22 protein-coding genes and 1 pseudogene are annotated in these 18658 nt (G+C 41.8%); 21 read left to right on the top strand and 2 right to left on the bottom strand.

Annotation, left to right across the window (positions count from 1 at the left end):
• The first annotated feature begins 137 nt into the window (after positions 1-137).
• The 17 genes and pseudogenes from OCV12_RS09385 to OCV12_RS09310 all read left to right on the top strand — a co-directional run bounded on the left by OCV12_RS09385 (position 138) and on the right by OCV12_RS09310 (position 11676).
• Positions 138-1271 carry a hypothetical protein gene (locus tag OCV12_RS09385; RefSeq protein WP_261884492.1) on the top strand — a complete coding sequence of 378 codons (1134 nt, stop codon included), beginning with the start codon at positions 138-140 and terminating at the stop codon, positions 1269-1271.
• Between the two features lie 136 nt (positions 1272-1407).
• Positions 1408-1791: a hypothetical protein gene (locus OCV12_RS09380; protein WP_261884491.1), complete on the top strand. Its 384-nt coding sequence runs from the start codon at positions 1408-1410 to the stop codon at positions 1789-1791.
• Positions 1792-1926: 135 nt separating this feature from the next.
• Entirely contained in the window at positions 1927-2265 is a 339-nt protein-coding gene (locus OCV12_RS09375; protein ID WP_261884490.1) for a hypothetical protein, read from the top strand.
• A 100-nt stretch (positions 2266-2365) separates the two neighbouring features.
• Positions 2366-2580, top strand: a pseudogene (locus OCV12_RS24915) (hypothetical protein); the annotation flags it as partial.
• A gap of 238 nt (positions 2581-2818) precedes the next feature.
• Entirely contained in the window at positions 2819-4237 is a 1419-nt protein-coding gene (locus OCV12_RS09370) for an SLC13 family permease (protein ID WP_261884489.1), read from the top strand.
• 6 nt (positions 4238-4243) lie between these two features.
• Positions 4244-5599 (top strand): ATP-binding protein, encoded by a 1356-nt coding sequence (locus tag OCV12_RS09365; RefSeq protein ID WP_261884488.1) that lies wholly within the window; start codon positions 4244-4246, stop codon positions 5597-5599.
• Entirely contained in the window at positions 5586-6059 is a 474-nt protein-coding gene (locus tag OCV12_RS09360; RefSeq protein ID WP_261884487.1) for a response regulator, read from the top strand. The genes OCV12_RS09365 and OCV12_RS09360 overlap by 14 nt, the downstream gene beginning before the upstream one ends.
• A 456-nt stretch (positions 6060-6515) precedes the next feature.
• Complete coding sequence (locus tag OCV12_RS09355; protein WP_261884486.1) at positions 6516-7016, top strand: opioid growth factor receptor-related protein; 501 nt, start codon at positions 6516-6518, stop codon at positions 7014-7016.
• Between the two features lie 54 nt (positions 7017-7070).
• Positions 7071-7478, top strand: coding sequence for a GFA family protein (locus OCV12_RS09350; protein ID WP_261884485.1), 408 nt, complete (start codon positions 7071-7073; stop codon positions 7476-7478).
• A gap of 138 nt (positions 7479-7616) precedes the next feature.
• Positions 7617-8057, top strand: a complete 441-nt coding sequence (locus OCV12_RS09345; RefSeq protein ID WP_261884484.1) for a hypothetical protein — start codon at positions 7617-7619, stop codon at positions 8055-8057.
• A 90-nt stretch (positions 8058-8147) separates the two neighbouring features.
• The gene (locus OCV12_RS09340; protein ID WP_261884483.1) at positions 8148-8360 is read left to right on the top strand and encodes a hypothetical protein; all 213 of its coding nucleotides are present in this window, start codon (positions 8148-8150) and stop codon (positions 8358-8360) included.
• A 75-nt stretch (positions 8361-8435) separates the two neighbouring features.
• Positions 8436-9014: a DJ-1/PfpI family protein gene (locus OCV12_RS09335; protein WP_261884482.1), complete on the top strand. Its 579-nt coding sequence runs from the start codon at positions 8436-8438 to the stop codon at positions 9012-9014.
• Between the two features lie 85 nt (positions 9015-9099).
• Positions 9100-9618 (top strand): GNAT family N-acetyltransferase, encoded by a 519-nt coding sequence (locus OCV12_RS09330; RefSeq protein WP_261884481.1) that lies wholly within the window; start codon positions 9100-9102, stop codon positions 9616-9618.
• A 72-nt stretch (positions 9619-9690) separates the two neighbouring features.
• Positions 9691-10140, top strand: coding sequence for a GNAT family N-acetyltransferase (locus OCV12_RS09325; protein ID WP_261884480.1), 450 nt, complete (start codon positions 9691-9693; stop codon positions 10138-10140).
• Positions 10133-10525, top strand: a complete 393-nt coding sequence (locus OCV12_RS09320; RefSeq protein ID WP_261884479.1) for a hypothetical protein — start codon at positions 10133-10135, stop codon at positions 10523-10525. Before OCV12_RS09325 ends, OCV12_RS09320 begins: the two co-directional genes overlap by 8 nt.
• An 89-nt stretch (positions 10526-10614) precedes the next feature.
• The gene (gene cyaB / locus OCV12_RS09315; RefSeq protein ID WP_261884478.1) at positions 10615-11166 is read left to right on the top strand and encodes a class IV adenylate cyclase; all 552 of its coding nucleotides are present in this window, start codon (positions 10615-10617) and stop codon (positions 11164-11166) included.
• Between the two features lie 27 nt (positions 11167-11193).
• Complete coding sequence (locus OCV12_RS09310) at positions 11194-11676, top strand: tetratricopeptide repeat protein (protein ID WP_261884477.1); 483 nt, start codon at positions 11194-11196, stop codon at positions 11674-11676.
• A gap of 98 nt (positions 11677-11774) precedes the next feature.
• On the opposite strand, the gene OCV12_RS09305 is transcribed toward OCV12_RS09310, so the two are convergent.
• Both OCV12_RS09305 and OCV12_RS09300 read right to left on the bottom strand, forming a co-directional pair.
• Positions 11775-12803 (bottom strand): methionine synthase, encoded by a 1029-nt coding sequence (locus tag OCV12_RS09305; protein ID WP_108021161.1) that lies wholly within the window; start codon positions 12801-12803, stop codon positions 11775-11777.
• A gap of 69 nt (positions 12804-12872) precedes the next feature.
• Positions 12873-13850, bottom strand: coding sequence for a DUF1852 domain-containing protein (locus OCV12_RS09300; RefSeq protein ID WP_017630558.1), 978 nt, complete (start codon positions 13848-13850; stop codon positions 12873-12875).
• 318 nt (positions 13851-14168) lie between these two features.
• On the opposite strand from OCV12_RS09300, the gene OCV12_RS09295 reads away from it, so the two are divergent.
• The 4 genes from OCV12_RS09295 to OCV12_RS09280 all read left to right on the top strand — a co-directional run bounded on the left by OCV12_RS09295 (position 14169) and on the right by OCV12_RS09280 (position 18583).
• Positions 14169-14978 carry a sulfite exporter TauE/SafE family protein gene (locus OCV12_RS09295; RefSeq protein ID WP_261884476.1) on the top strand — a complete coding sequence of 270 codons (810 nt, stop codon included), beginning with the start codon at positions 14169-14171 and terminating at the stop codon, positions 14976-14978.
• A gap of 198 nt (positions 14979-15176) precedes the next feature.
• Positions 15177-15569 carry a hypothetical protein gene (locus OCV12_RS09290; RefSeq protein ID WP_261884475.1) on the top strand — a complete coding sequence of 131 codons (393 nt, stop codon included), beginning with the start codon at positions 15177-15179 and terminating at the stop codon, positions 15567-15569.
• Between the two features lie 183 nt (positions 15570-15752).
• Positions 15753-16754: a metal-dependent hydrolase gene (locus OCV12_RS09285; RefSeq protein WP_261884474.1), complete on the top strand. Its 1002-nt coding sequence runs from the start codon at positions 15753-15755 to the stop codon at positions 16752-16754.
• Between the two features lie 212 nt (positions 16755-16966).
• The gene (locus OCV12_RS09280; protein WP_261884473.1) at positions 16967-18583 is read left to right on the top strand and encodes an endonuclease; all 1617 of its coding nucleotides are present in this window, start codon (positions 16967-16969) and stop codon (positions 18581-18583) included.
• Positions 18584-18658: the final 75 nt, after the last annotated feature.

The raw sequence follows: 18658 nt of genomic DNA, 5'->3' as shown, positions 1-18658 counted from the left end.
CGCTTGGCATTTTCGGTTTGGGTTTAGTATAGTGTTTAAGGTGTATAAATTGAGTGCTGTGGTAGCGTGGCTCACACCTTAATTGGGCGTATATGCCAGAGCGTCCCATGTTTATAGCAAGTTAGGTAAAAGCTAGGATGAAAGTATTTCAATTAGACGGCCCTACATGGGCTTTCTTTACCCCAGAACAGATGTATGGTGAGCAAGCTAAACTACGTGCTGCAAACAAGAATTACATAAATGCAGACTTATACATGCTTACGAGAATGAATAAGATATATTTCAATGTAAAAAAGACCAAGGTTAACTACGATGGAACTATATCCGCTCAGATTTTCGTTGGGAACTCAGATCTAAAACAGTTTGAAAGAAAAGCTGTGAAGATTCCGTTAATTCATTTTACATATGAAATTCCCAGTTTTAAACGGGAGTTTACTACCCCAAATCACTGCTTTTTTCGTTTGTTATATAGACAGTACGAGCCAAAGAGCCAGTTCAAGAGAAAACTAGTTTTAATCGCTAAAAAACTACATGCCAAGGGCATGTTACCTAATATCGCTTTGTTTTATATTATGAGAGCCGTATTCTCTACCGAGGTTCGTGTGTTTCATGATAGTCCATACCAAATAAATGTTTACGATCCCCTTATCGAATGCACTTCTAATGATGAGAAAGCTGAAGTTTATCGTAGAAAGAACCCTGAAACATATAGCCTCAACAATGCTGATTGGGACTTGGAAAAACGAAGTAAAGTCGACTTCTCGAATCTTCCTGGTTTTACTGAGCAGTACAATTCAACGTATATGGTTGATCAAATTGCCAATGTATTTGAAGTTGATGTAGGTGGACAAGAAGTATTGTACATTGGAAAGACAGAGCAGGAAGATTTTGCTAGGTTGGTTTCCCATGACAAATTGAACAAAACAAATGCACTTCACCTTAGGGATGAATACAAAGCTAATGTCGTCCATCTACTTGGATTTAGGTACTGTGACATATTTGGTTCTGTAGCTTGTCAGTCAAACATAAAGAAAAGCGATGCAATCACAATAGCAGAAGCAACATTGATTAATTACTTTAAGCCACAAGATAATACGCACTATGTTGATGATTCAGGTGCAAATGAGTGGAAGCATAGAAAGTTATTAAAACGTAAACACTATCAACGAGTGGATCTGCTACTAGATATCGATGGCCAATATACCAAGTTCTACACTACGTATCTCGGCCATAAGGGCGAGTCATCCCATAGTATGGGCTATAAAGTTTAAAACCAGGCATACAAGCATTTAATAGTGATTCCTAACGCTTGGGATTTTTGGTTTTAAATTTGAGTACAGTGTTTACGGTGGCATGGTTGAGTTTTGTGGTAGCGTTACTCAAACCTTAATTGGGCGTTAAATGTATATGAATATTCCTAATTTAATCGCAGTAATCACGTTAATGTTTATTGTGACAAGTGTTCAAAGTGAAAGTATGAATGATGATTCTGATTGGAAGTTAAAGGTTCGTTATGAGAGAGAAACGACCCCATACAGCCATTTCACCGTTTTAGCTGAAGGCGTTTGTGGTGAAATGAAAGAAGGCTTCTCTTGCCCCAAAGGTAATGCCATTATGGGAATAAAAGTGTGGGCTAATGACATTGACGAGCCTCCATATATGGTAACAAGTATTGGAAACCAAATCGGCTTTAAGGTGACAGGTGAAATTCAAATATATTCTACTGAGCCAGAAGAGCCTCCTAGAGAAAACCCGTATGGATATGACATTCAATTCACTCCATTCGACTAGAAATACATTTAACAAGGACTTTAAACGAAACTAAAACAGTGGGTTAGGTTTCGCTTCGCTGCACATTTTAACCCACTATTTTAGTCCACTTAAGGCGGCGTTAGGCGTCTAATACGAAAATATTGAAGATTGAATATGAAATTATATGATAGTTATTCCGAACAATTGGTTATCGACTACTTTAAAGGTGTCTCAAATACTGTTGGGGCAGTCGCTCTAGGTATTTTTGGTGGTTTAGTTAGCGTTGAGGGAAGTCAAAAACTAGCAATGTTGATATTTATCGTTCTGTGTTCTTGGTGTTATACACAGGCTTATGAGTATCGCCGCTTGCTGAAGCTTGAGCGTATCAGGCCGCAATATAGTTTGCTTCTGAAGCACGGTTGGCTAGCTGTATTTTCTCTAGCTCTGATAGGTTTGGTAGCGGTTGGTGTTATTGATAAAAGCCTGTTCTTCACCGGTTTAGTCGTCGCCTAACAAACGACTATGGAGTCAATGATTAGTTTTTGGCTGTATTTTCATCCCACATGGCGCCATCTCTCAGCATAGAGTTAAGGGTCAGTTTCACGGAGGAAACATGACAAGCGACCAACTATTGGAAAGGCACTTTATAGCAGTGCCGGCATTCACTAACCTCATTCTTTAAAAGCTTATTTGGCTGCGAACTATCTGAATGCTTATTTCGCTAAATAAGACAATGTGTGGCTTAAAACGAGTGAGCTGATAGACCAAACTGAGATTGAAGTTTTAGGCGAGTACTCTGCAACGGTGCAAGCGCCGAAGTTTACGGATCTCCCACGCAAAGGCGAACGTTTGCTTTTTGTTTCTCGGAATTTAATTGCAACAGTAAACGACATACAAACGTAGAGGTAGCGCACAGAATCGAAAAAGGGGATATCGTGATCACGCAATCATTGATCTAGCCGAGAGTGAGATAGTGACAAGAGTTCGATAATTCGTTGTCGGATCCAAATTAGAACTGTAAATCTAATTTCTAAGTAGTTGTTATCTCAGGAAGAGTTTTTGTGCTATGCGCCCCTATATTAAATACATTATCCCTATTTTAATTCCTTTCATTATCCTCGTAATGCCGCTATCAGCGTTTCCATTTGAAGGCCTTACGATTATTCAACAACGCGTTATTGCGATCTTTTTATTAGCGGCATTGTGCTGGGTGTTCGAGCCTATCCCGATTTACGCGACGTCTGTTGTTATTATCGTTCTGCAATTATTGATGTTGTCGGATAAAGGGCTGATCTTTTTAAGGTTTGATCATGGGGAAGAACATTTTGGTGAGCTGTTAAAATACAGCGATATCATGGCGACATTCGCTAGCCCAATCATCATGCTGTTTTTAGGTGGTTTCTTCTTAGCGATGGCTGCCACTAAATATCGATTAGACGTAAACTTAGCTCGCGTGTTGTTGAAGCCATTTGGACAAGACCCAAAGTTTGTGATGCTCGGCTTAATGTTGATCACTGGTATCTTTTCGATGTTTATGTCTAACACGGCAACAACGGCAATGATGCTATCCATTTTAACGCCGGTGCTGGCTGTGTTTGGTCCGAAAGACCCCGGTCGTGTAGCGTTTGCGCTTTGTATTCCTGTTGCCGCTAACATCGGTGGCATTGGTACCCCGATCGGTACCCCTCCGAACGCTATCGCACTTAAATATTTAGTTGGCGATAACCTAATTACGTTCGGCGAATGGATGGCATTTGGTGTGCCGTTTGTCGTGATTATGATGGCGTTAGCGTGGTTTTTAATCGGCTTTATGTACAAAGCTGACCAAAAGAAAATCGAACTAAGTATTAAAGGTAAATTCCTTAAAACACCCAAAGCCATTGCGGTGTACGTCACTTTTGCGCTCACCATCATTCTTTGGTTAATGGGCTCAAGCCATGGCATGAACTCTTATACCGTCGCTCTGATTCCAGTTGCTGTGTTCTCTCTTACTGGGATCATCAATAAAGAAGACCTGAAGAAAATTTCTTGGGACGTATTGTGGCTTGTATCAGGTGGTATTGCGCTTGGTTTAGCGCTCGATAAAACTGGCTTAGCAAAGCTCGTGGTACACAGTATTCCGTTTGATGCTTACTCACCCTATGTGGTGTTGTTCGGGGCGGCGTTCTTGTGTTTGGTAATGGCAAACTTTATGTCTCATACCGCAACGGCTAACTTGTTAATGCCAATTATGGCTGCATTAGGTTCGTCTATGGCTTCACTCACGCCACTAGGTGGTGAGTTAACGTTAATTCTGGTTGTGACTTTTGCCGCTTCATTAGGTATGTCGCTACCAATCAGTACGCCACCGAATGCGTTGGCTCATGCCACTGGTCATGTGCAAAGTAATCAAATGGCCAGAATCGGTATTATTTTGGGTGTGGTTGGTGTGCTATTGAGCTTTGTTATGGTGTGGGTGCTACATTCAATTGGTCACATAGGGTAACGATACGTGTATCAACAAAAGTTAGAAGCACTGATCGATCGCTATTTTAACCACACAGAACGTCGGGTGACGTGCTGTGCCGGTAACACCATTATTGAACAATCAGCGTTAAACACTCGTTTATATTATGTGTTGAGTGGAGAACTGGAAGGGTTTTATTCCGATGCGAATACACCGCAAGTGCGAGTATTTAGCGCGGGGAGTGGGGCTTTTATAGGCGTTCATAGCTTCTTTTCTGGTAATTGGACAGCATCTTCAACGGTTGTTGCTAAAACCGATGTTGAGTTAGCGTGGATCGATAAAGACACGCCTGCAGAAGATGAACGTAAATTTGGTCCTCTTACCGCACAGTTCACACCTGTGATTGTCAATGAGTTGTCGCGTCGTCAACGCCGCGCAACACAGGAAGCGATCGCGAAACAAAAAGCGCTAGAGAAGTTACATACTGCTGAGCAAATGACGACCTTGGGTCAATTAGCTGCTGGGATTGCTCATGAACTTAACAATGCTATTGGTGTAGTAAATAGTAAATCTGGTCGACTTGAAACGGTCATCATGGATCTACTTGAAGAAGTGCATCCAGAAGCCAGTCAATTTTTCGATTTTGGGTTAATGCATGGTCAGAAAACGTCGTCGTTAGAAGCACGAACACGTGGGCGACAATTTGAAAGAAAATATGGTTTAGACAAAAACATTGCTCGCTCTCTTGCAAAGGCGATTCCAATTGACGCTTTATCTGCAACAGACGTTATTTCAAAGCATTGGCTGAAAAACCCAGAAGAAGCGATTCGTTTTTGGCAGATGGGCTGTGATTTACATGATTTACGTTTGGCATCTAGACACACCGTCGGCATCGTAAAATCGGTTAAACAACTTGGCAGAGTTGATATTGACACCGAAGAAGCGGTTGATATTAACGACTCCATTAACCATGCCTTATCGTTGTTACAAAGTGAGTTACGTAGAGTGTCTGTGCGATTGAGCCCAGCAGATTTGCCGACTTTTAAAGGCTCGAAAACAGAGCTCGTTCAGATTTGGGTCAACATTGTAAAGAATGCTTGTGATGCAATGTCGAATTCAGACGATGCCGCAATAGAGATTCAAACCAGATTAAGTAAGAAAAGAATATTAGTTACGATCGCGAATAATGGCCCTGAGATAGACGAGGCGACTCGTAGAAAGGTATTTCAGCCTAACTTCACCACTAAAAAAGGTGGTTTATCGTTTGGATTGGGCTTGGGTTTATCAGTAGTTAAGCGGATTGTGGCAGGTTATGGCGGAAGTATCATTGTGAAAAGTGATGCTTCTAAAACGGTATTTAGAATCAAGTTACCAATAGAGGGTGAACATGGAGAAGCTTAATTTAATCTGTGTCGATGACCAGAGAGAAGTACTGAGCGCAGTGATACAAGATTTAGAGCCGCTGGCGAGTTGGCTGAATATTGAAGATTGTGAATCAGCGCAAGAAGTGCTTGATCTCATTGATGAACTTGACGCAGAAGGCGAACACATTACCGTCATCGTGTCTGATCATGTGATGCCAGGGAAAACGGGTGTGGAGTTACTCACGGAAGTGTTCCATGACAGCCGCTTTACGAATACAAAGAAAATTCTTCTTACGGGGCAGGCCACTCATACTGATACCATCAATGCGATTAATGCAGCAGGCATCGACCGTTACTTTGAAAAGCCTTGGCAAGCAAGCACATTAGTTCAGTGCATTCGTACTCTTGTCACTGAGTACATATTTGATCAAGGGCTTGATTATACGGACTATCAGAATGAGCTTGACCAGCAGGTTGTGTTGAGACGCTTGCGTTAGTCTCTTATGTTAGCGACTTACGCTAGTCACTTATGTCAGTCGCTTGAAATTATATGCATCGAAGGACGCTTTCTGAAGGATTTTGTCTTTGAAAGATGTAATCTTTCGGTGCATATATTACCTATCTCTTTTAGTCGTTCAGGTTTTAGTACTCAGTTATTAACACACTGATTGCATGCTTAAGTATAAAACTCATACGCTACGCCAACGGATGCCTTGTGTTTTCTTCACGAACGATTCCCTGAACATGCAGCAGAACTAAAATGTGTCGCAGAGTACCAGTGTCGTTTGTTAGGAAAGTAAGTCGAATGTATTCAAAAGTGATTCCTAATACGTGGTATGTGAAGTTCGAAGTCAGATCGGTACTTACAACGTAAATGACTAGGCTTTCCACGGCTTACTGCGTAATAATGCATTCGCCCACAAGTGGTGGTTTATAGTCAGTAGGATTTTAAAATGAGTGAGATTACTCGCTTTATCTCTGGTGTAGTGCCAGATAAATTTGGTCGTAATATTGAACAGTTGTTAGCTTATAATCACTTTTGGTTGGAGCATGACCATAAGTATATCCAAGTGTTTTTCCCCATCGATGAAGGGACTAAGTTTAATCAACATGCACCGTTGGTTACTCAAGAGGATAGGGTGATTTTTGCTAACTCAGAAGATCTTCGCACAGCTCATCTACAAGTGCTTGACCTGATGCTTGAATTTTGGGGCATGCAGCGAGACGGAAGTGAGATATCGTCATTATTGCCACTTAGCCCGGCAAACCATGTATGGTTGAAGAATCATGACCATAACCAGCTTCGACTAACGAGAGCTATTCGCAGTTTATACTTGCTAGGCAATGAAGAGGTTGCGACCAACTTATGTGACTTCTTGGTCGCAGCAGCGAATGAAAATGGTTCTGTCTCTGATAAAACGGTGCAATATTGGCGTAATGCGTTAAATAGTTAGAAGCCGCAATAGCCAGTGGGTTAACACACTGTATTAAAGGGAAGGAGACTCAGGATGAGTACAGATTTTAAAGGATCGTGTTTGTGTGGCAGTGTTCGTTTTTCAGTTGAAGGGTTCAGCGAAAAAGCCGCCAACTGCCATTGTTCAATGTGCCGAAAATTCCATGGTGCCGCTTTTGGGACGCTTGTTGGTGTACAAGGCTTAAACTGGCTTTCTGGCAAAGATCGACTCAAAGAGTTTGTCGCATCAAACGGCACAACGCGAACATTCTGCTCCAACTGTGGATCAAGCCTTGGCTTCAGAGTTCAAGGTGAACCTCTTGAAAATATCGAGTTGGCGATATCAACGTTCGATGTCGATATTCCTGTCAAAATTGATGCTCAGATTTATACAAACTACAAAGCGAATTGGTGTGAATTACAGGCCGAGTTAAGCGTTTTTCCAGAAGGGCGCTCAACCTAAGGTGCAGAATCCGTTAGTCAGTGAACAAAGATCCAAATTCAATCTGTGTTATACATCAAAGTTGATATTATTTTATCTAACTCATTACTTTTCATTATGTTAGGGTTCTTCTTATTTTTATAAGAAGGCGACTAGATTATGAAAAAGGGATTTGTTATCGCTGTATCAATTGGCTTTGTTGTCTTCTTCCTCGTTGGCCGCGAACTTCAATGGTTCGGGTCCAGTAATTCTGAGTCGTTCCCTAAACTTCCTAATAGTCCTCAATTTGTGCCTTCTACTGATTTTGACGGTGAGTGGCTAGGTCGCCGTATTAACACCACTGGCAATAATATGTGTGAACGCACAACCATCACCGGATTCATTAGTGAGGGTAAAGCCATGCTAAGGCTTACCTACAACGGAACACCATTAGAAGGTTGGGTGACGGAAAGTGGCGACTTACGTTTATATGCCAAACATCGCCAGTGGGATTATCGTTTTTCTGCAACTGGCAACAGCAAGAGATTTGATGGTCGTTGGCATTTAACCAATGGCCCATGCCATGGGACTTGGTTTATAGAAAAGGTCGATGACAAGTAAGGTTGTTAGTGCATTATATACTTGGAATAACTTAAACAATATCCACACGCATGTGTACGATTTAGTTTAAACATATAGATAGGGAAACCCATGAGGATTGTGATTTTTATCGCTACAGTGATTTTAGTTAAATCAATTGAAGCAAAGTTTGGGCACACCTATAACATCTTTTCAGATCCACTAGATATCAAGTTAGCCGCTCTCGATGTTGTCTTGTGGGTTTCAGTCTACTTTGGTTTATCTCTTGTTTATGAAAAGGGGAAAGGCATCCTGGCTAAAATGGGTAAAGTTAAGAATCCTTAATGGGGTGTATGAATTAGCCGGACAAGATGTTTATGGTAAATTCTAGTTATTAATGAAGTTGTACATGGAGGTGCAATGAACATCGGAATCTATATTTATAATCAAGCAGAAGTTCTCGACTTCTCTGGCCCGTTTGAAGTTTTCAGTACAGCAAAGCGCTTAGGTGCTGAAGATCTAAATGTGTTTTTAATCTCCGAAACTGCAGAACAGGTTATAGCTCGCGGCGGTTTTAAGGTATTGCCTGACTACTCGTTAACTAACCACCCCAAAATAGATTTGTTGATGGTCGTTGGTGGTGTACATACTGACGAAATGAACAAGCCAAATGTGCTCAATTGGATATCTTCTGTTTCAGAATTGGCCTCACAAGTCGTGTCTGTTTGTACTGGTGCATTTCTTTTAGCTAAAGCAGGTTTACTTGAGGGGTTAACAGTAACCACTCATTGGGAAGACATCTTCGACTTAGCGCAGCAATTCCCAAGTTTAAATGTGATCAGTGATAAACGATGGGTGGCGTCAGGTAAATTCACTACATCTGGCGGTATCTCGGCAGGTATAGATATGAGCTTACATTTGGTATCAGTACATAACGGCCTACAGTTTGCCAAGAAAGTTGCGCGTCAAATGGAGTACAGTTGGCTGGAATGTACATAGCTAACCCTTCAAAGATGAATCTACGTGTGTTGTGTATTTTATGTGTTGGTTTGGGTGATTAAGCACAATTGAAAAAGGACATTACATGGACATTAAAATAGGAACATTGTCTGATGTTGAAGGAATTACAGATATCTTCAACTTTTATATTGAACATACCAATGCTCGCTTTGAAGAAGAGAAGTTTACGTTGGAAAATCGACAGCAATGGTTCTCTCAATTCTCGAGCAATAGTAAATATCAACTTTACGTCGCAACCGAAAACGACTCGCTACTTGGTTTCGCATGCTCTCAACAATACAGAGCTACATCGGCATTTGAAGATACAGCTGAAGTCACCATTTATTTAACTGAAGATGCAAAAGGTAAAGGGATAGGCTCTAAGTTGTATTCTCAGCTCTTCGCATCAATCATTGATTTCGGTGTTCATCGAGTTCTTTCCGGTGTGGCATTACCTAATGAGGCATCTATCGCTCTGCATAAGCATTTTGGCTTTCGAGAAGTTGGTGTGTTCAATGAATATGCAAAGAAAAATGGCCAATACATCAGTTCAATGTGGTTGGAAAAGGCTTTAGACGCAGATATGTCTCTTAAATCTTCTTAACGTTTTTGATTCAATACTTATGGCATTTTTGGATGCAGTATTAGGGAGCAACTTGAAGGTAAGGAAAACAATATGGAAGTAAAGCTGGTCAAAGGTTCAGATCCTCAATTCGCTGAGCTAATTACCAAAACAAATATGGCGAGTTACTATCAGGCTCGCGGCATCGCTTGGGGTCATAGTCAGTTTTTACGAAGTTGGGATGAGTTGGATAACTATGAAGCCTATGTTGGTGGTAACCGTATTGGAGTTATTCGATTCAGCTATACCAGTGACACCACGTTTCTCAGAGACTTTCAGATATTAGCTGAACACCAAGGCAGAGGCTTTGGTGCTAAGTGTTTAGATTTAGTGATCGAACATGCGAACAATCAAGCATCGACTCAGTTAGTGCTACGTGTGTTCAGTGAGAATCCCGCTATTAAGCTTTATCAATCAAAAGGCTTCACCAAACTTTCCGAGGTTAAAGGCTTGGTTGAAATGGAGCTACGTTTGGATTCACAACAAGGAAGGCACCATGGTTAGCCGCATCCAATTAAATTTTGTTAAATACTTATTTTCAGAGCTGCTGTTTATTGCTATTGCATTAGGCCTTATCTATTGGATATCAGGCGGTGAACGTTCATCGTTGCTAACCATAGGGCTGATAGTTTGTGTTCCTCCACTAATAAAAATTCTAATGTTGTGGTGGAAGCTTCGCGATAGCTCATTTGAAATCACGAACGGTCACGTACGTTTAAATGGCGTTGCTTGTGACGTGACTTTACAGCGTAGCTTTCTTCCGTTTGAAATTGGCTCATTCATCAAGCTTTCATACACAAAAGGTGCGATGCAGAAACACAATATTTACCTTTCTAAAGGCTCTATGAGCCAAGAAGAATGGCAGCGTGTGTTAGCGTGTCGAACATAGTTCCACAGCTTTAGCTTGTGTTGTGCGCCAGTTTGTATTTTAGGTTCTGGTGGTGTGCTAGTATCCATTTTTTTGCACCGAGCTAGTATATGTCTAACGACCATTTCCAGGGTAAATACGAAGTAGAGCTTAAGTATCGCCTCGATTCTAAATCAGAATTCTTGAAGACATTGAGTATTATTCCCCATGAAGTGATGCTCCAAGATAACCTTGAGTGCGATTGGTATTTCGATAGCCCAGACAGAAGCTTACAAGCTCAAAACAAGAGTTTATGTATTCGCACAATGGAACCGTCGGGCATTAAGCTATGGATTGTAAAAGGCCCAGAGTCTGACCGATGCGAAGCGACAAACATCACCGATGCGTCGAATGCCAAGAGCATGCTTGAGAACTTGGGTTACGAAGTGATCCTAAAAGCGCAGAAGACACGCAGTATCTACTTTGTGGGCGAATTTCATATTACTGTCGACTCACTAACGGGTATCGGTGATTTTGCAGAGTTCGCTATCATGACGGATGATGAGTCTAAGTTATCGGTTTACAAAGATGAATTGGAGTTATTAGCCAGTCGGTTTGGGCTTACCCAATCAGCACTACAAACTCAATCTTACAAACAGATGTTCGAGGAAATGAACGCATAGCACAGCACTTAAGCGGTAGGGAGAGTTATGGACACCATTATCAAACAAGCCATCGAGTTACGTAAAGAGGCCAAGTATCAAGAGTCACGAAATTTGTTAGCGACACTGTTCGATGATGAACAGTATGCTGCGAAAGCGCACTTGCAGATAGCTTGGTCTTACGACAATCAAGGTAAAGAACAGCAGGCTATCGAGCATTATTTGCTGTCTCTTTTGGGCGAGCTTACTTCTACAGAACGCTTTGATGCGCTTTTCGGGTTGGCGAGTACTTATCGAAGCCTCGGCCTGTATGCAGAGGCTTTAAGCTATTTTGAACAGACGATGGCTGAGTATCCTGATTCCCTTGAAGTTCAGCCTTTCTACGCGATGTGTCTGTATAATTTAGGCCGACATAAAGAAGCAACGTCTCTGTTGCTTGAGTTGTTGGTGTCTACGACCAATAGCGATGCGATCAAAGAGTACCAACGAGCGATCACCTTATACGCTCAAGATTTAGATAAAACTTGGTAAACAGCCTGCGAGTAGTACGCCTCACTTAATACGAGAAAAGCCTAAGCATCATTCGATACTTAGGCTTCAAGATTTAGTTTTTCTATTCAGATCAGCCGTTACGCTGAAAGCTCTTTACGAACGATCTCTGCGCCAGCGCTGAGTGCATTCAGCTTAGCTGAAGCAATGTCGCGAGGCAGGGGAGCCATACCGCAGTTAGTACAAGGATAGAGCTTGTCTGCATCAACATACTTAAGTGTTTCTCTGAGAGTGCTAGCCACTTCTTCCGGTGTTTCAATAGAGTCTGTAGCAACATCAATTGCGCCAACCATTACTTTCTTACCGCGAACAAGTTCAAGCAATTCAAGAGGTACATGAGAGTTGTGGCACTCTAACGAGATGATATCGATATTTGATTGCTGCAGCTTAGGGAATACTTCTTCATATTGGCGCCACTCAGTGCCCAATGTCTTTTTCCAATCTGTGTTTGCTTTAATGCCGTAGCCATAGCAAATGTGTACAGCGGTTTCGCATTTAAGCCCTTCAATGGCTCTTTCCAAACAAGCGATTCCCCAATCATTCACTTCATCAAAGAACACGTTAAATGCGGGTTCATCGAACTGAATAATATCCACGCCTGCAGCTTCAAGTTCTTTGGCTTCTTCGTTGAGGATCTTTGCAAATTCCCACGCCAGTTTTTCACGGCTTTGGTAATGCGCATCGTAAAGTGTATCAATCATGGTCATCGGCCCCGGCAAAGCCCATTTGATCGGTTGGTCTGTTTGCTGGCGTAAGAATTTAGCATCTTCAACAAACACCGATTTCTGACGAGAAACTGGGCCAACAACCGTCGGTACACTCGCATCGTAGCGGTCGCGGATCTTAACCGTTTCACGCTTCTCGAAATCGACACCATTCAGGTGTTCAATGAAGGTCGTTACAAAGTGCTGACGGGTTTGTTCGCCATCACTCACGATATCGATGCCGGCTTGTTGTTGTTCATGCAGAGACACTCGTAGTGCATCCTGTTTGCCATCCGTTAATTCGTCGCCTTCCAGTTTCCATGGAGACCAAAGTGTTTCTGGTTGTGCTAGCCAAGATGGCTTTGGCAAGCTGCCTGCAGTTGAAGTCGGTAATAGTGTTTTCATAATAATTCTGCCTGTCCTTAGATTCCCATAGTGGATCGTACGTTTCCTAATGCGCGTAAAGTAGAACGATTACAGCGCGTAGTTGGCAGACCAGTTTTCTAGTACCGACTGGTATGGCTTAATGAAGTTCTCTTCTGCGAACTTACCTTGTTCAACAGCTAGCTTGCTTCGTTCTTCTCGGTCATACACGATTTGAGTCAGTGAGTGATCCAAGTTTTTCAAGTTTGGTTGGTAGCAGTTACCCGCAACAGCGTTCGCGTTGTAGATCTCAGGGCGGTAGATCTTCTGGAAAGTACCCATAGTGCTAATGGTGCTGATAAGCTCTAGGTTAGAGTAATCGTTCAGCAGATCACCAAAGAAATAGAAAGCCAGAGGAGCAACACTATTTGGCGGCATGAAATAACGAACCTGTAATCCCATCTTCTTGAAATATTGTTCAGTTAAAGAAGACTCATTCGGTTGGTATTCAAAGCCTAATACAGGGTGTTGATTTTCAGTACGGTAATAAGTTTTATTATCTGAAACACTCAAACAAATAACCGGTGGTTTCTTAAAGTTCTCTTTGTATGCTTGAGAGTTTACGAAATATTTAAACAGCTTGCCGTGTAAATCACCAAAATCGGCTGGAATACTGAATTTATCTTGGCCTTTATTATGATCTAAAAGTAATACACTGAAGTCATAATCACGAACATAAGAAGAGAAGTTATTCCCGATAATACCTTCAATGCGCTCGTTCGTTTTGTGGTCCAGGATGTTTGTTTTCAGCACTTCAATTGAAGGGAAGGCTTCGCCGTTGCTTTCAATGTCCATATCGACAGAAATGATTTCAAGCTCTACAGAGTAGCGGTCGCCCTTTGGGTTGTCCCAGTGTGCTAAGGCATTGAAACTGTTGTCAATCATCTGTAGTGCGTTACGTAAGTTCGCTTGACGGCTGTCGCCACGAGCCAAGTTAGCAAAGTTAGTTGTGATACGCGTGCTGTCTGCAGGCTGGTAGTTTTCGTCGAGGCTAATGCTCTTAATCGTAAAGTTAAATTCATTATTCATGTTGATCTGGTATCCCAATTCGTTGTCTGATTCTCTCGGTCTTTAATATTTAAGTGCTTTATTTTTGCGTGTGACCGGATTAAGAATCGAGGCTGTCTTCACTAAAAGTTTCGTATTAATTTATTTGCTTAAGGTTTTTATACGTTGATGGGAGTGGGATTAATAATGGTATTACTTCACATTCATCATGAAGAATTTTCATGATCTATATGTTTGAATATTCAAGTCGGTGTCAGTTATATTAATTAGCTTAATGGAAATATAACCACATTAATGTTGTGTTATTTAAGATAATTAATTGAATAAGAGATGGATGAAATGAGTGAATTGCTGTTGTTGATTTTCTACTGTGCGTTATTAGGCAGTGGTGTTGGTTTTCTTGCCGGGCTTTTGGGCATTGGTGGAGGGCTGATTATAGTTCCAGTGTTAAGCAGCATTTTACTTTATTTGGACGTTTTACCATCAGACCAAGTTGTTGTCGCTGCGATTGCGACCTCACTGGCTTCGATTCTATTTACTTCAACCTCATCTGCGCTCGCTCACCACAAGAACGGTAACGTGCCTTGGGATTTAGCACCTTGGATCATGTTGGGCGTTGCCCTTGGTGCTTTGGTTAGTGGTTTTATGGCGGCGTTATTACCGGAAAAGGTTGTTCGTATCGTGTTTGCTGTGAGCGTGGTTCTTATCGCGATTAAGATGTTCTTAAGCAGCAAAAGCGACGCGCCTAAAGAGCGAAAGCTACCGAATAAAGGCGTATTAACAGTTCTGACAACCATTACGGGTGGCTTGTCTGCAATGATAGGGATTGGTGGCGGTGCATTACTCGTTCCATTGCTTACGTTCTTTTCGGTCGATATGAAAAAGGCGATTGGCTGTGCGTCTGCGTGTGGCATTGTCATCGCGCTATTTGGCTCTATCGGCTACATCACGTCGGGCAGTAGCCACTTTGCTCTAACTGATGGCTTTGCAGGTTTTGTTTATTTACCAGCGCTGTTGGGTATCGTGTGTACGTCTTGGTTCACCGCACCTTTAGGTGCAAAAGCGACAAACCATTTACCCGTTCCAACCATCAAGAAGATCTTCTCAGTACTGTTGGTTGTTATCGCGGGAAGTATGGTGGCTCGTTAATTTCAGACAGTTCATGATCTATTCGGCTGATGACTTAATTAGATATTTATGTGTGAAACACCACGTAAATGTCTAATTGCGATCTGAGCCCTTCAATAGTGTAATTCAGTCCTTTGAATGCATCACCATTCATAATAAACTTATCCCGTTTTATAAATATCTCGAATGTACTCAAGCATTTACTCAAAGGAATCTATGATGGCACGGGAAATCTCATTTAAAAGTAATGGGCCGCAATGGAACGTTGTTTTATCAATGACGATAACCTATGCGATCGTATCTCTGATGATCAGTTTCTTGTATCAAACTGAATTGCAGCTTTTTCCTTTCATCACCTCAATTACCCTCATGACTTTGGTTTACATGTTTGCCTCAAGGCTCACGAAAAGCCACTTGTGCTTAGACGATGGGAACGTGTATTTGCATGGTATTAAGGCGAACCTAGTGGTTAAAAAGTCTTTGTTCGGTTATTCCTTTATTGAAGTGAAATCCTTAACCGAAAAAGGTTACCACAAGGTGAATATTCGCAAAGGGCAGGTTGAGCTATCTGATTGGGATCTGTTGTTGAGTAAGGCGACACAATCACGCTGATCAGATACGAGTTAATGAGAGCCGAATAAGAGCAGTCATCAGGCTGCTCTTTTTTGTTTGTCAGTCTACATTTATACGATTATGTCTATGAGTATGTTGACAAAATCTTGTTGTTTAACTGGATTCACTGCTATAGCTAAATGTACTTGTTCAGTTCAAGGGAATGCAAAAAGTGGGTGATTTATGGATCCGTTAACGCAGGGCGTACTAGGTGCTTCTTTGTCACAATCGGCGAGTAAAAAACAACATTTGGTGGTCGCTGGGGTTTTAGGTTTGCTCTCAGGAATGGCGCCAGATTTAGATGCGTTTATTCGATCGGAGAGTGATCCTTTACTCGCATTGGAGTTCCATCGACAGTTTACTCACTCACTTTTATTTATTCCTATTGGCAGCTTGATTTGCGCTCTGGTTTTGTACCCTTTGATTGCAAAAAGGCGGGGTCTCTCATTTAAACAGAGTTGGTTGTATTGCGCGTTAGGCTATGGCACACATGCTTTACTCGATTCTTGTACTACGTATGGCACCCAACTGTTCTGGCCGCTCACCAATGAACGTTATGCTTGGAATACCATTTCGATTATCGACCCTGTCTATACACTTCCCATCTTAATATTGCTTGTGTTTGCAACATGGAAGCGAGTCCCTTGGTTAGCTCGTATTGCGTTTCTGTGGGCTTTGATTTATCCAACGTTAGGCATGATACAAAGGGATAGGGCAGAAGCGATAGGATGGCAATTAGCACAAGAACGCCAGCATGCACCTATTCGTTTAGAGGCTAAGCCGAGCTTTGCAAATATCTTAGTGTGGAAAGTGGTTTACGAAACAGAATCTCGATACTACGTAGATGCTGTTCGAGTCGGCACTTCTGCTAAAATCTATCCTGGAGACTCTATTGCTAAACTGAATGTGCGTCTGGATTTCCCGTGGCTTGACCCTAATTCACAACAAGCAAAAGACATTGAGCGTTTTCGCTGGTTCTCAAATGGTTACGTGGCACAAGATCCAATGGATGAGCTACGTGTTATCGATGTTCGATATTCGATTGTTCCAAACCAACTGCAAGCACTTTGGAGCATCAAGTTGTCTCAATCTGCCGATGCGGAGGCACACATAAAGTACGAAACCCACAGGGACAACACACCTGAATCGAGACAGATCTTTTTAGATATGTTGAAAGGCGATTAATGGTTAGAGATCTTGAGAGTAAAAAGGCTGAGCCAGATAAGCTGGTCAGCTTTTTTTTCGTTTATTTAACTGGTCGAAGTTATATAGCTTTACATCACATATATTAATAAAACCCATAATGCTTACATTTATAAATGTGATGTATATCTCCATTCATTTTTTGATTACTTTCTAAGCTTAGTTGGTTTTTATCCAATTAAACAGAAGGTTATATGATAAATAGAATAATAACACTAAGTGGCGTTGCATTACTTTGTTCAACGAGTGCACATGCGCAAATGCAAAATGGAAGTTTCGAAAACTGGGAAGGAAACGTACCATCTGGTTGGAGTGTGATTGACTCCGGCATTGCACTTTCGCTCTCTACCGATCCTGTAAATAACGGCAGTTCTTCAGCACAAGTAACAGTGAATACAAGTACTCAAAGTAATACCGATTTTCTTCAAACGATACGTGTTGAACAAGGGAAAACTTATGATTTCTCTGTCGATGTTTACCACACGGAAGGCAACGTGAAAGCTCGCCTTTTTGTTGATGGCTATTTAGGTTACTCGAATAATGGTTTAACGAATCAGTGGCAAGTATTGACTCACTCGTACAACGCTACGAGCACTAAAGATATCGTTGTGGGCGTACGATTTTATGATGATGCAGGTTTTGAAGGTTCGGAAGTGGTGTATTTAGATAACTTTCAGCCTACGGAGACTCCACCAACACAAAGCTGCAATGACACAAGTGCCGCACTCACGCTAGCGACGGATAACTATGGTTCTGAAACCAGTTGGTCTCTCAAAAACTCAGTTTCTCAAACTCTTTTTTCTGGTTCAGATTATCAAAGTAACACCATCAATGAAGTGGAAATGTGTTTAGCGGATGGTAGCTACATCCTAGAAGTCTCAGACTCTTATGGGGATGGAATGTGCTGCAGTGTGGGGAATGGTTCATACAGTTTGTCGGTAAACGGAACCGTTGTGGCATCTGGTGGTGATTTCCAAGCAAGTCAGAGTACAGAATTTACGATTGGTAGCTCAACTACACCACCAACTGAACCTCCAGTGTTAGGTGAGTATTACAAAGACGCTGAAGGCAAAATGGGCTTTGCGTTAAAAACGGCCTTGTATCAAATTATTGATAATCATAGTAGTCAGGGTTACACCGCTATTTGGACGTTGGTGTCTGAGGCTGACCTAGACGCATACTATGACACTGATGGGTCGATTCTCGATATGTATTCGGAGAAACCTTCAGGCTCAGATTCAATCCAATTTACTAAGGTGGCCGATCAATGTGGTCAATACAGAAAAGAAGGTGATTGCTACAACCGTGAGCACTCATTCCCGAAAAGCTGGTTTGGTGGGAAAGTCGAGCCAATGAACTCTGACGGTCACCATTTATTTGCCACTGACGGCTACGTTAACTCGAAACGTAGTAATTGGCCATTTGGTGAGGTGAGTAGCGCGACATACACATCAAGCAATGGTTCTAAGTTAGGCAATGCAGCGAACTCTCTTGGTTATGTGGGTACGGTGTTTGAGCCAATTGATGAGTTTAAAGGTGATTTCGCAAGAGCATATTTCTACATGGCAACACGCTATGAAAATGAAATCGCTAATTGGGAAGGGAACTCAACAAGCTCTGACGCCGTTCTGGATGGAACCAATACAACCGTTTTTGAACCTTGGCTACTTACTATGCTAAAGCGTTGGCATTCTGATGACCCAGTAAGCCAAAAAGAAATCGATCGAAATAAGGCGGTACATGATTTTCAAGGGAATCGTAATCCGTTTATTGACCATCCAGAGTTTGTAAGCCAAATCTGGGGAAATTAATCGGAATATAACCACCGTGACAATGGTTTCATGATTATTGAATTGAGCCCAACCCTTTGTTTGGGCTTTTTTATT

This window comes from Vibrio pomeroyi (assembly GCF_024347595.1).
GTDB classification, from domain to species: Bacteria; Pseudomonadota; Gammaproteobacteria; order Enterobacterales; family Vibrionaceae; genus Vibrio; species Vibrio pomeroyi.
The sequence above is the reverse complement of the archived record's forward strand: the minus strand, read 5'-3'. Positions and strand labels throughout refer to the sequence as shown.

Bases quoted from the DNA above. Each gene is read 5' to 3' on its own strand.
- OCV12_RS09360 (WP_261884487.1), top strand. From the start codon at position 5,586: ATGGAGAAGCTTAATTTAATCTGTGTCGATGACCAGAGAGAAGTACTG.
- OCV12_RS09375 (WP_261884490.1), top strand. From the start codon at position 1,927: ATGAAATTATATGATAGTTATTCCGAACAATTGGTTATCGACTACTTT.
- OCV12_RS09310 (WP_261884477.1), top strand. From the start codon at position 11,194: ATGGACACCATTATCAAACAAGCCATCGAGTTACGTAAAGAGGCCAAG.
- OCV12_RS09280 (WP_261884473.1), top strand. From the start codon at position 16,967: ATGATAAATAGAATAATAACACTAAGTGGCGTTGCATTACTTTGTTCA.
- OCV12_RS09345 (WP_261884484.1), top strand. From the start codon at position 7,617: ATGAAAAAGGGATTTGTTATCGCTGTATCAATTGGCTTTGTTGTCTTC.
- OCV12_RS09380 (WP_261884491.1), top strand. From the start codon at position 1,408: ATGAATATTCCTAATTTAATCGCAGTAATCACGTTAATGTTTATTGTG.
- OCV12_RS09300 (WP_017630558.1), bottom strand. From the start codon at position 13,850: ATGAATAATGAATTTAACTTTACGATTAAGAGCATTAGCCTCGACGAA.
- OCV12_RS09295 (WP_261884476.1), top strand. From the start codon at position 14,169: ATGAGTGAATTGCTGTTGTTGATTTTCTACTGTGCGTTATTAGGCAGT.
- OCV12_RS09325 (WP_261884480.1), top strand. From the start codon at position 9,691: ATGGAAGTAAAGCTGGTCAAAGGTTCAGATCCTCAATTCGCTGAGCTA.
- OCV12_RS09305 (WP_108021161.1), bottom strand. From the start codon at position 12,803: ATGAAAACACTATTACCGACTTCAACTGCAGGCAGCTTGCCAAAGCCA.
- OCV12_RS09385 (WP_261884492.1), top strand. From the start codon at position 138: ATGAAAGTATTTCAATTAGACGGCCCTACATGGGCTTTCTTTACCCCA.
- OCV12_RS09290 (WP_261884475.1), top strand. From the start codon at position 15,177: ATGGCACGGGAAATCTCATTTAAAAGTAATGGGCCGCAATGGAACGTT.
- OCV12_RS09370 (WP_261884489.1), top strand. From the start codon at position 2,819: ATGCGCCCCTATATTAAATACATTATCCCTATTTTAATTCCTTTCATT.
- OCV12_RS09350 (WP_261884485.1), top strand. From the start codon at position 7,071: ATGAGTACAGATTTTAAAGGATCGTGTTTGTGTGGCAGTGTTCGTTTT.
- OCV12_RS09355 (WP_261884486.1), top strand. From the start codon at position 6,516: ATGAGTGAGATTACTCGCTTTATCTCTGGTGTAGTGCCAGATAAATTT.
- cyaB (WP_261884478.1), top strand. From the start codon at position 10,615: ATGTCTAACGACCATTTCCAGGGTAAATACGAAGTAGAGCTTAAGTAT.
- OCV12_RS09330 (WP_261884481.1), top strand. From the start codon at position 9,100: ATGGACATTAAAATAGGAACATTGTCTGATGTTGAAGGAATTACAGAT.
- OCV12_RS09320 (WP_261884479.1), top strand. From the start codon at position 10,133: ATGGTTAGCCGCATCCAATTAAATTTTGTTAAATACTTATTTTCAGAG.
- OCV12_RS09340 (WP_261884483.1), top strand. From the start codon at position 8,148: ATGAGGATTGTGATTTTTATCGCTACAGTGATTTTAGTTAAATCAATT.
- OCV12_RS09285 (WP_261884474.1), top strand. From the start codon at position 15,753: ATGGATCCGTTAACGCAGGGCGTACTAGGTGCTTCTTTGTCACAATCG.
- OCV12_RS09335 (WP_261884482.1), top strand. From the start codon at position 8,436: ATGAACATCGGAATCTATATTTATAATCAAGCAGAAGTTCTCGACTTC.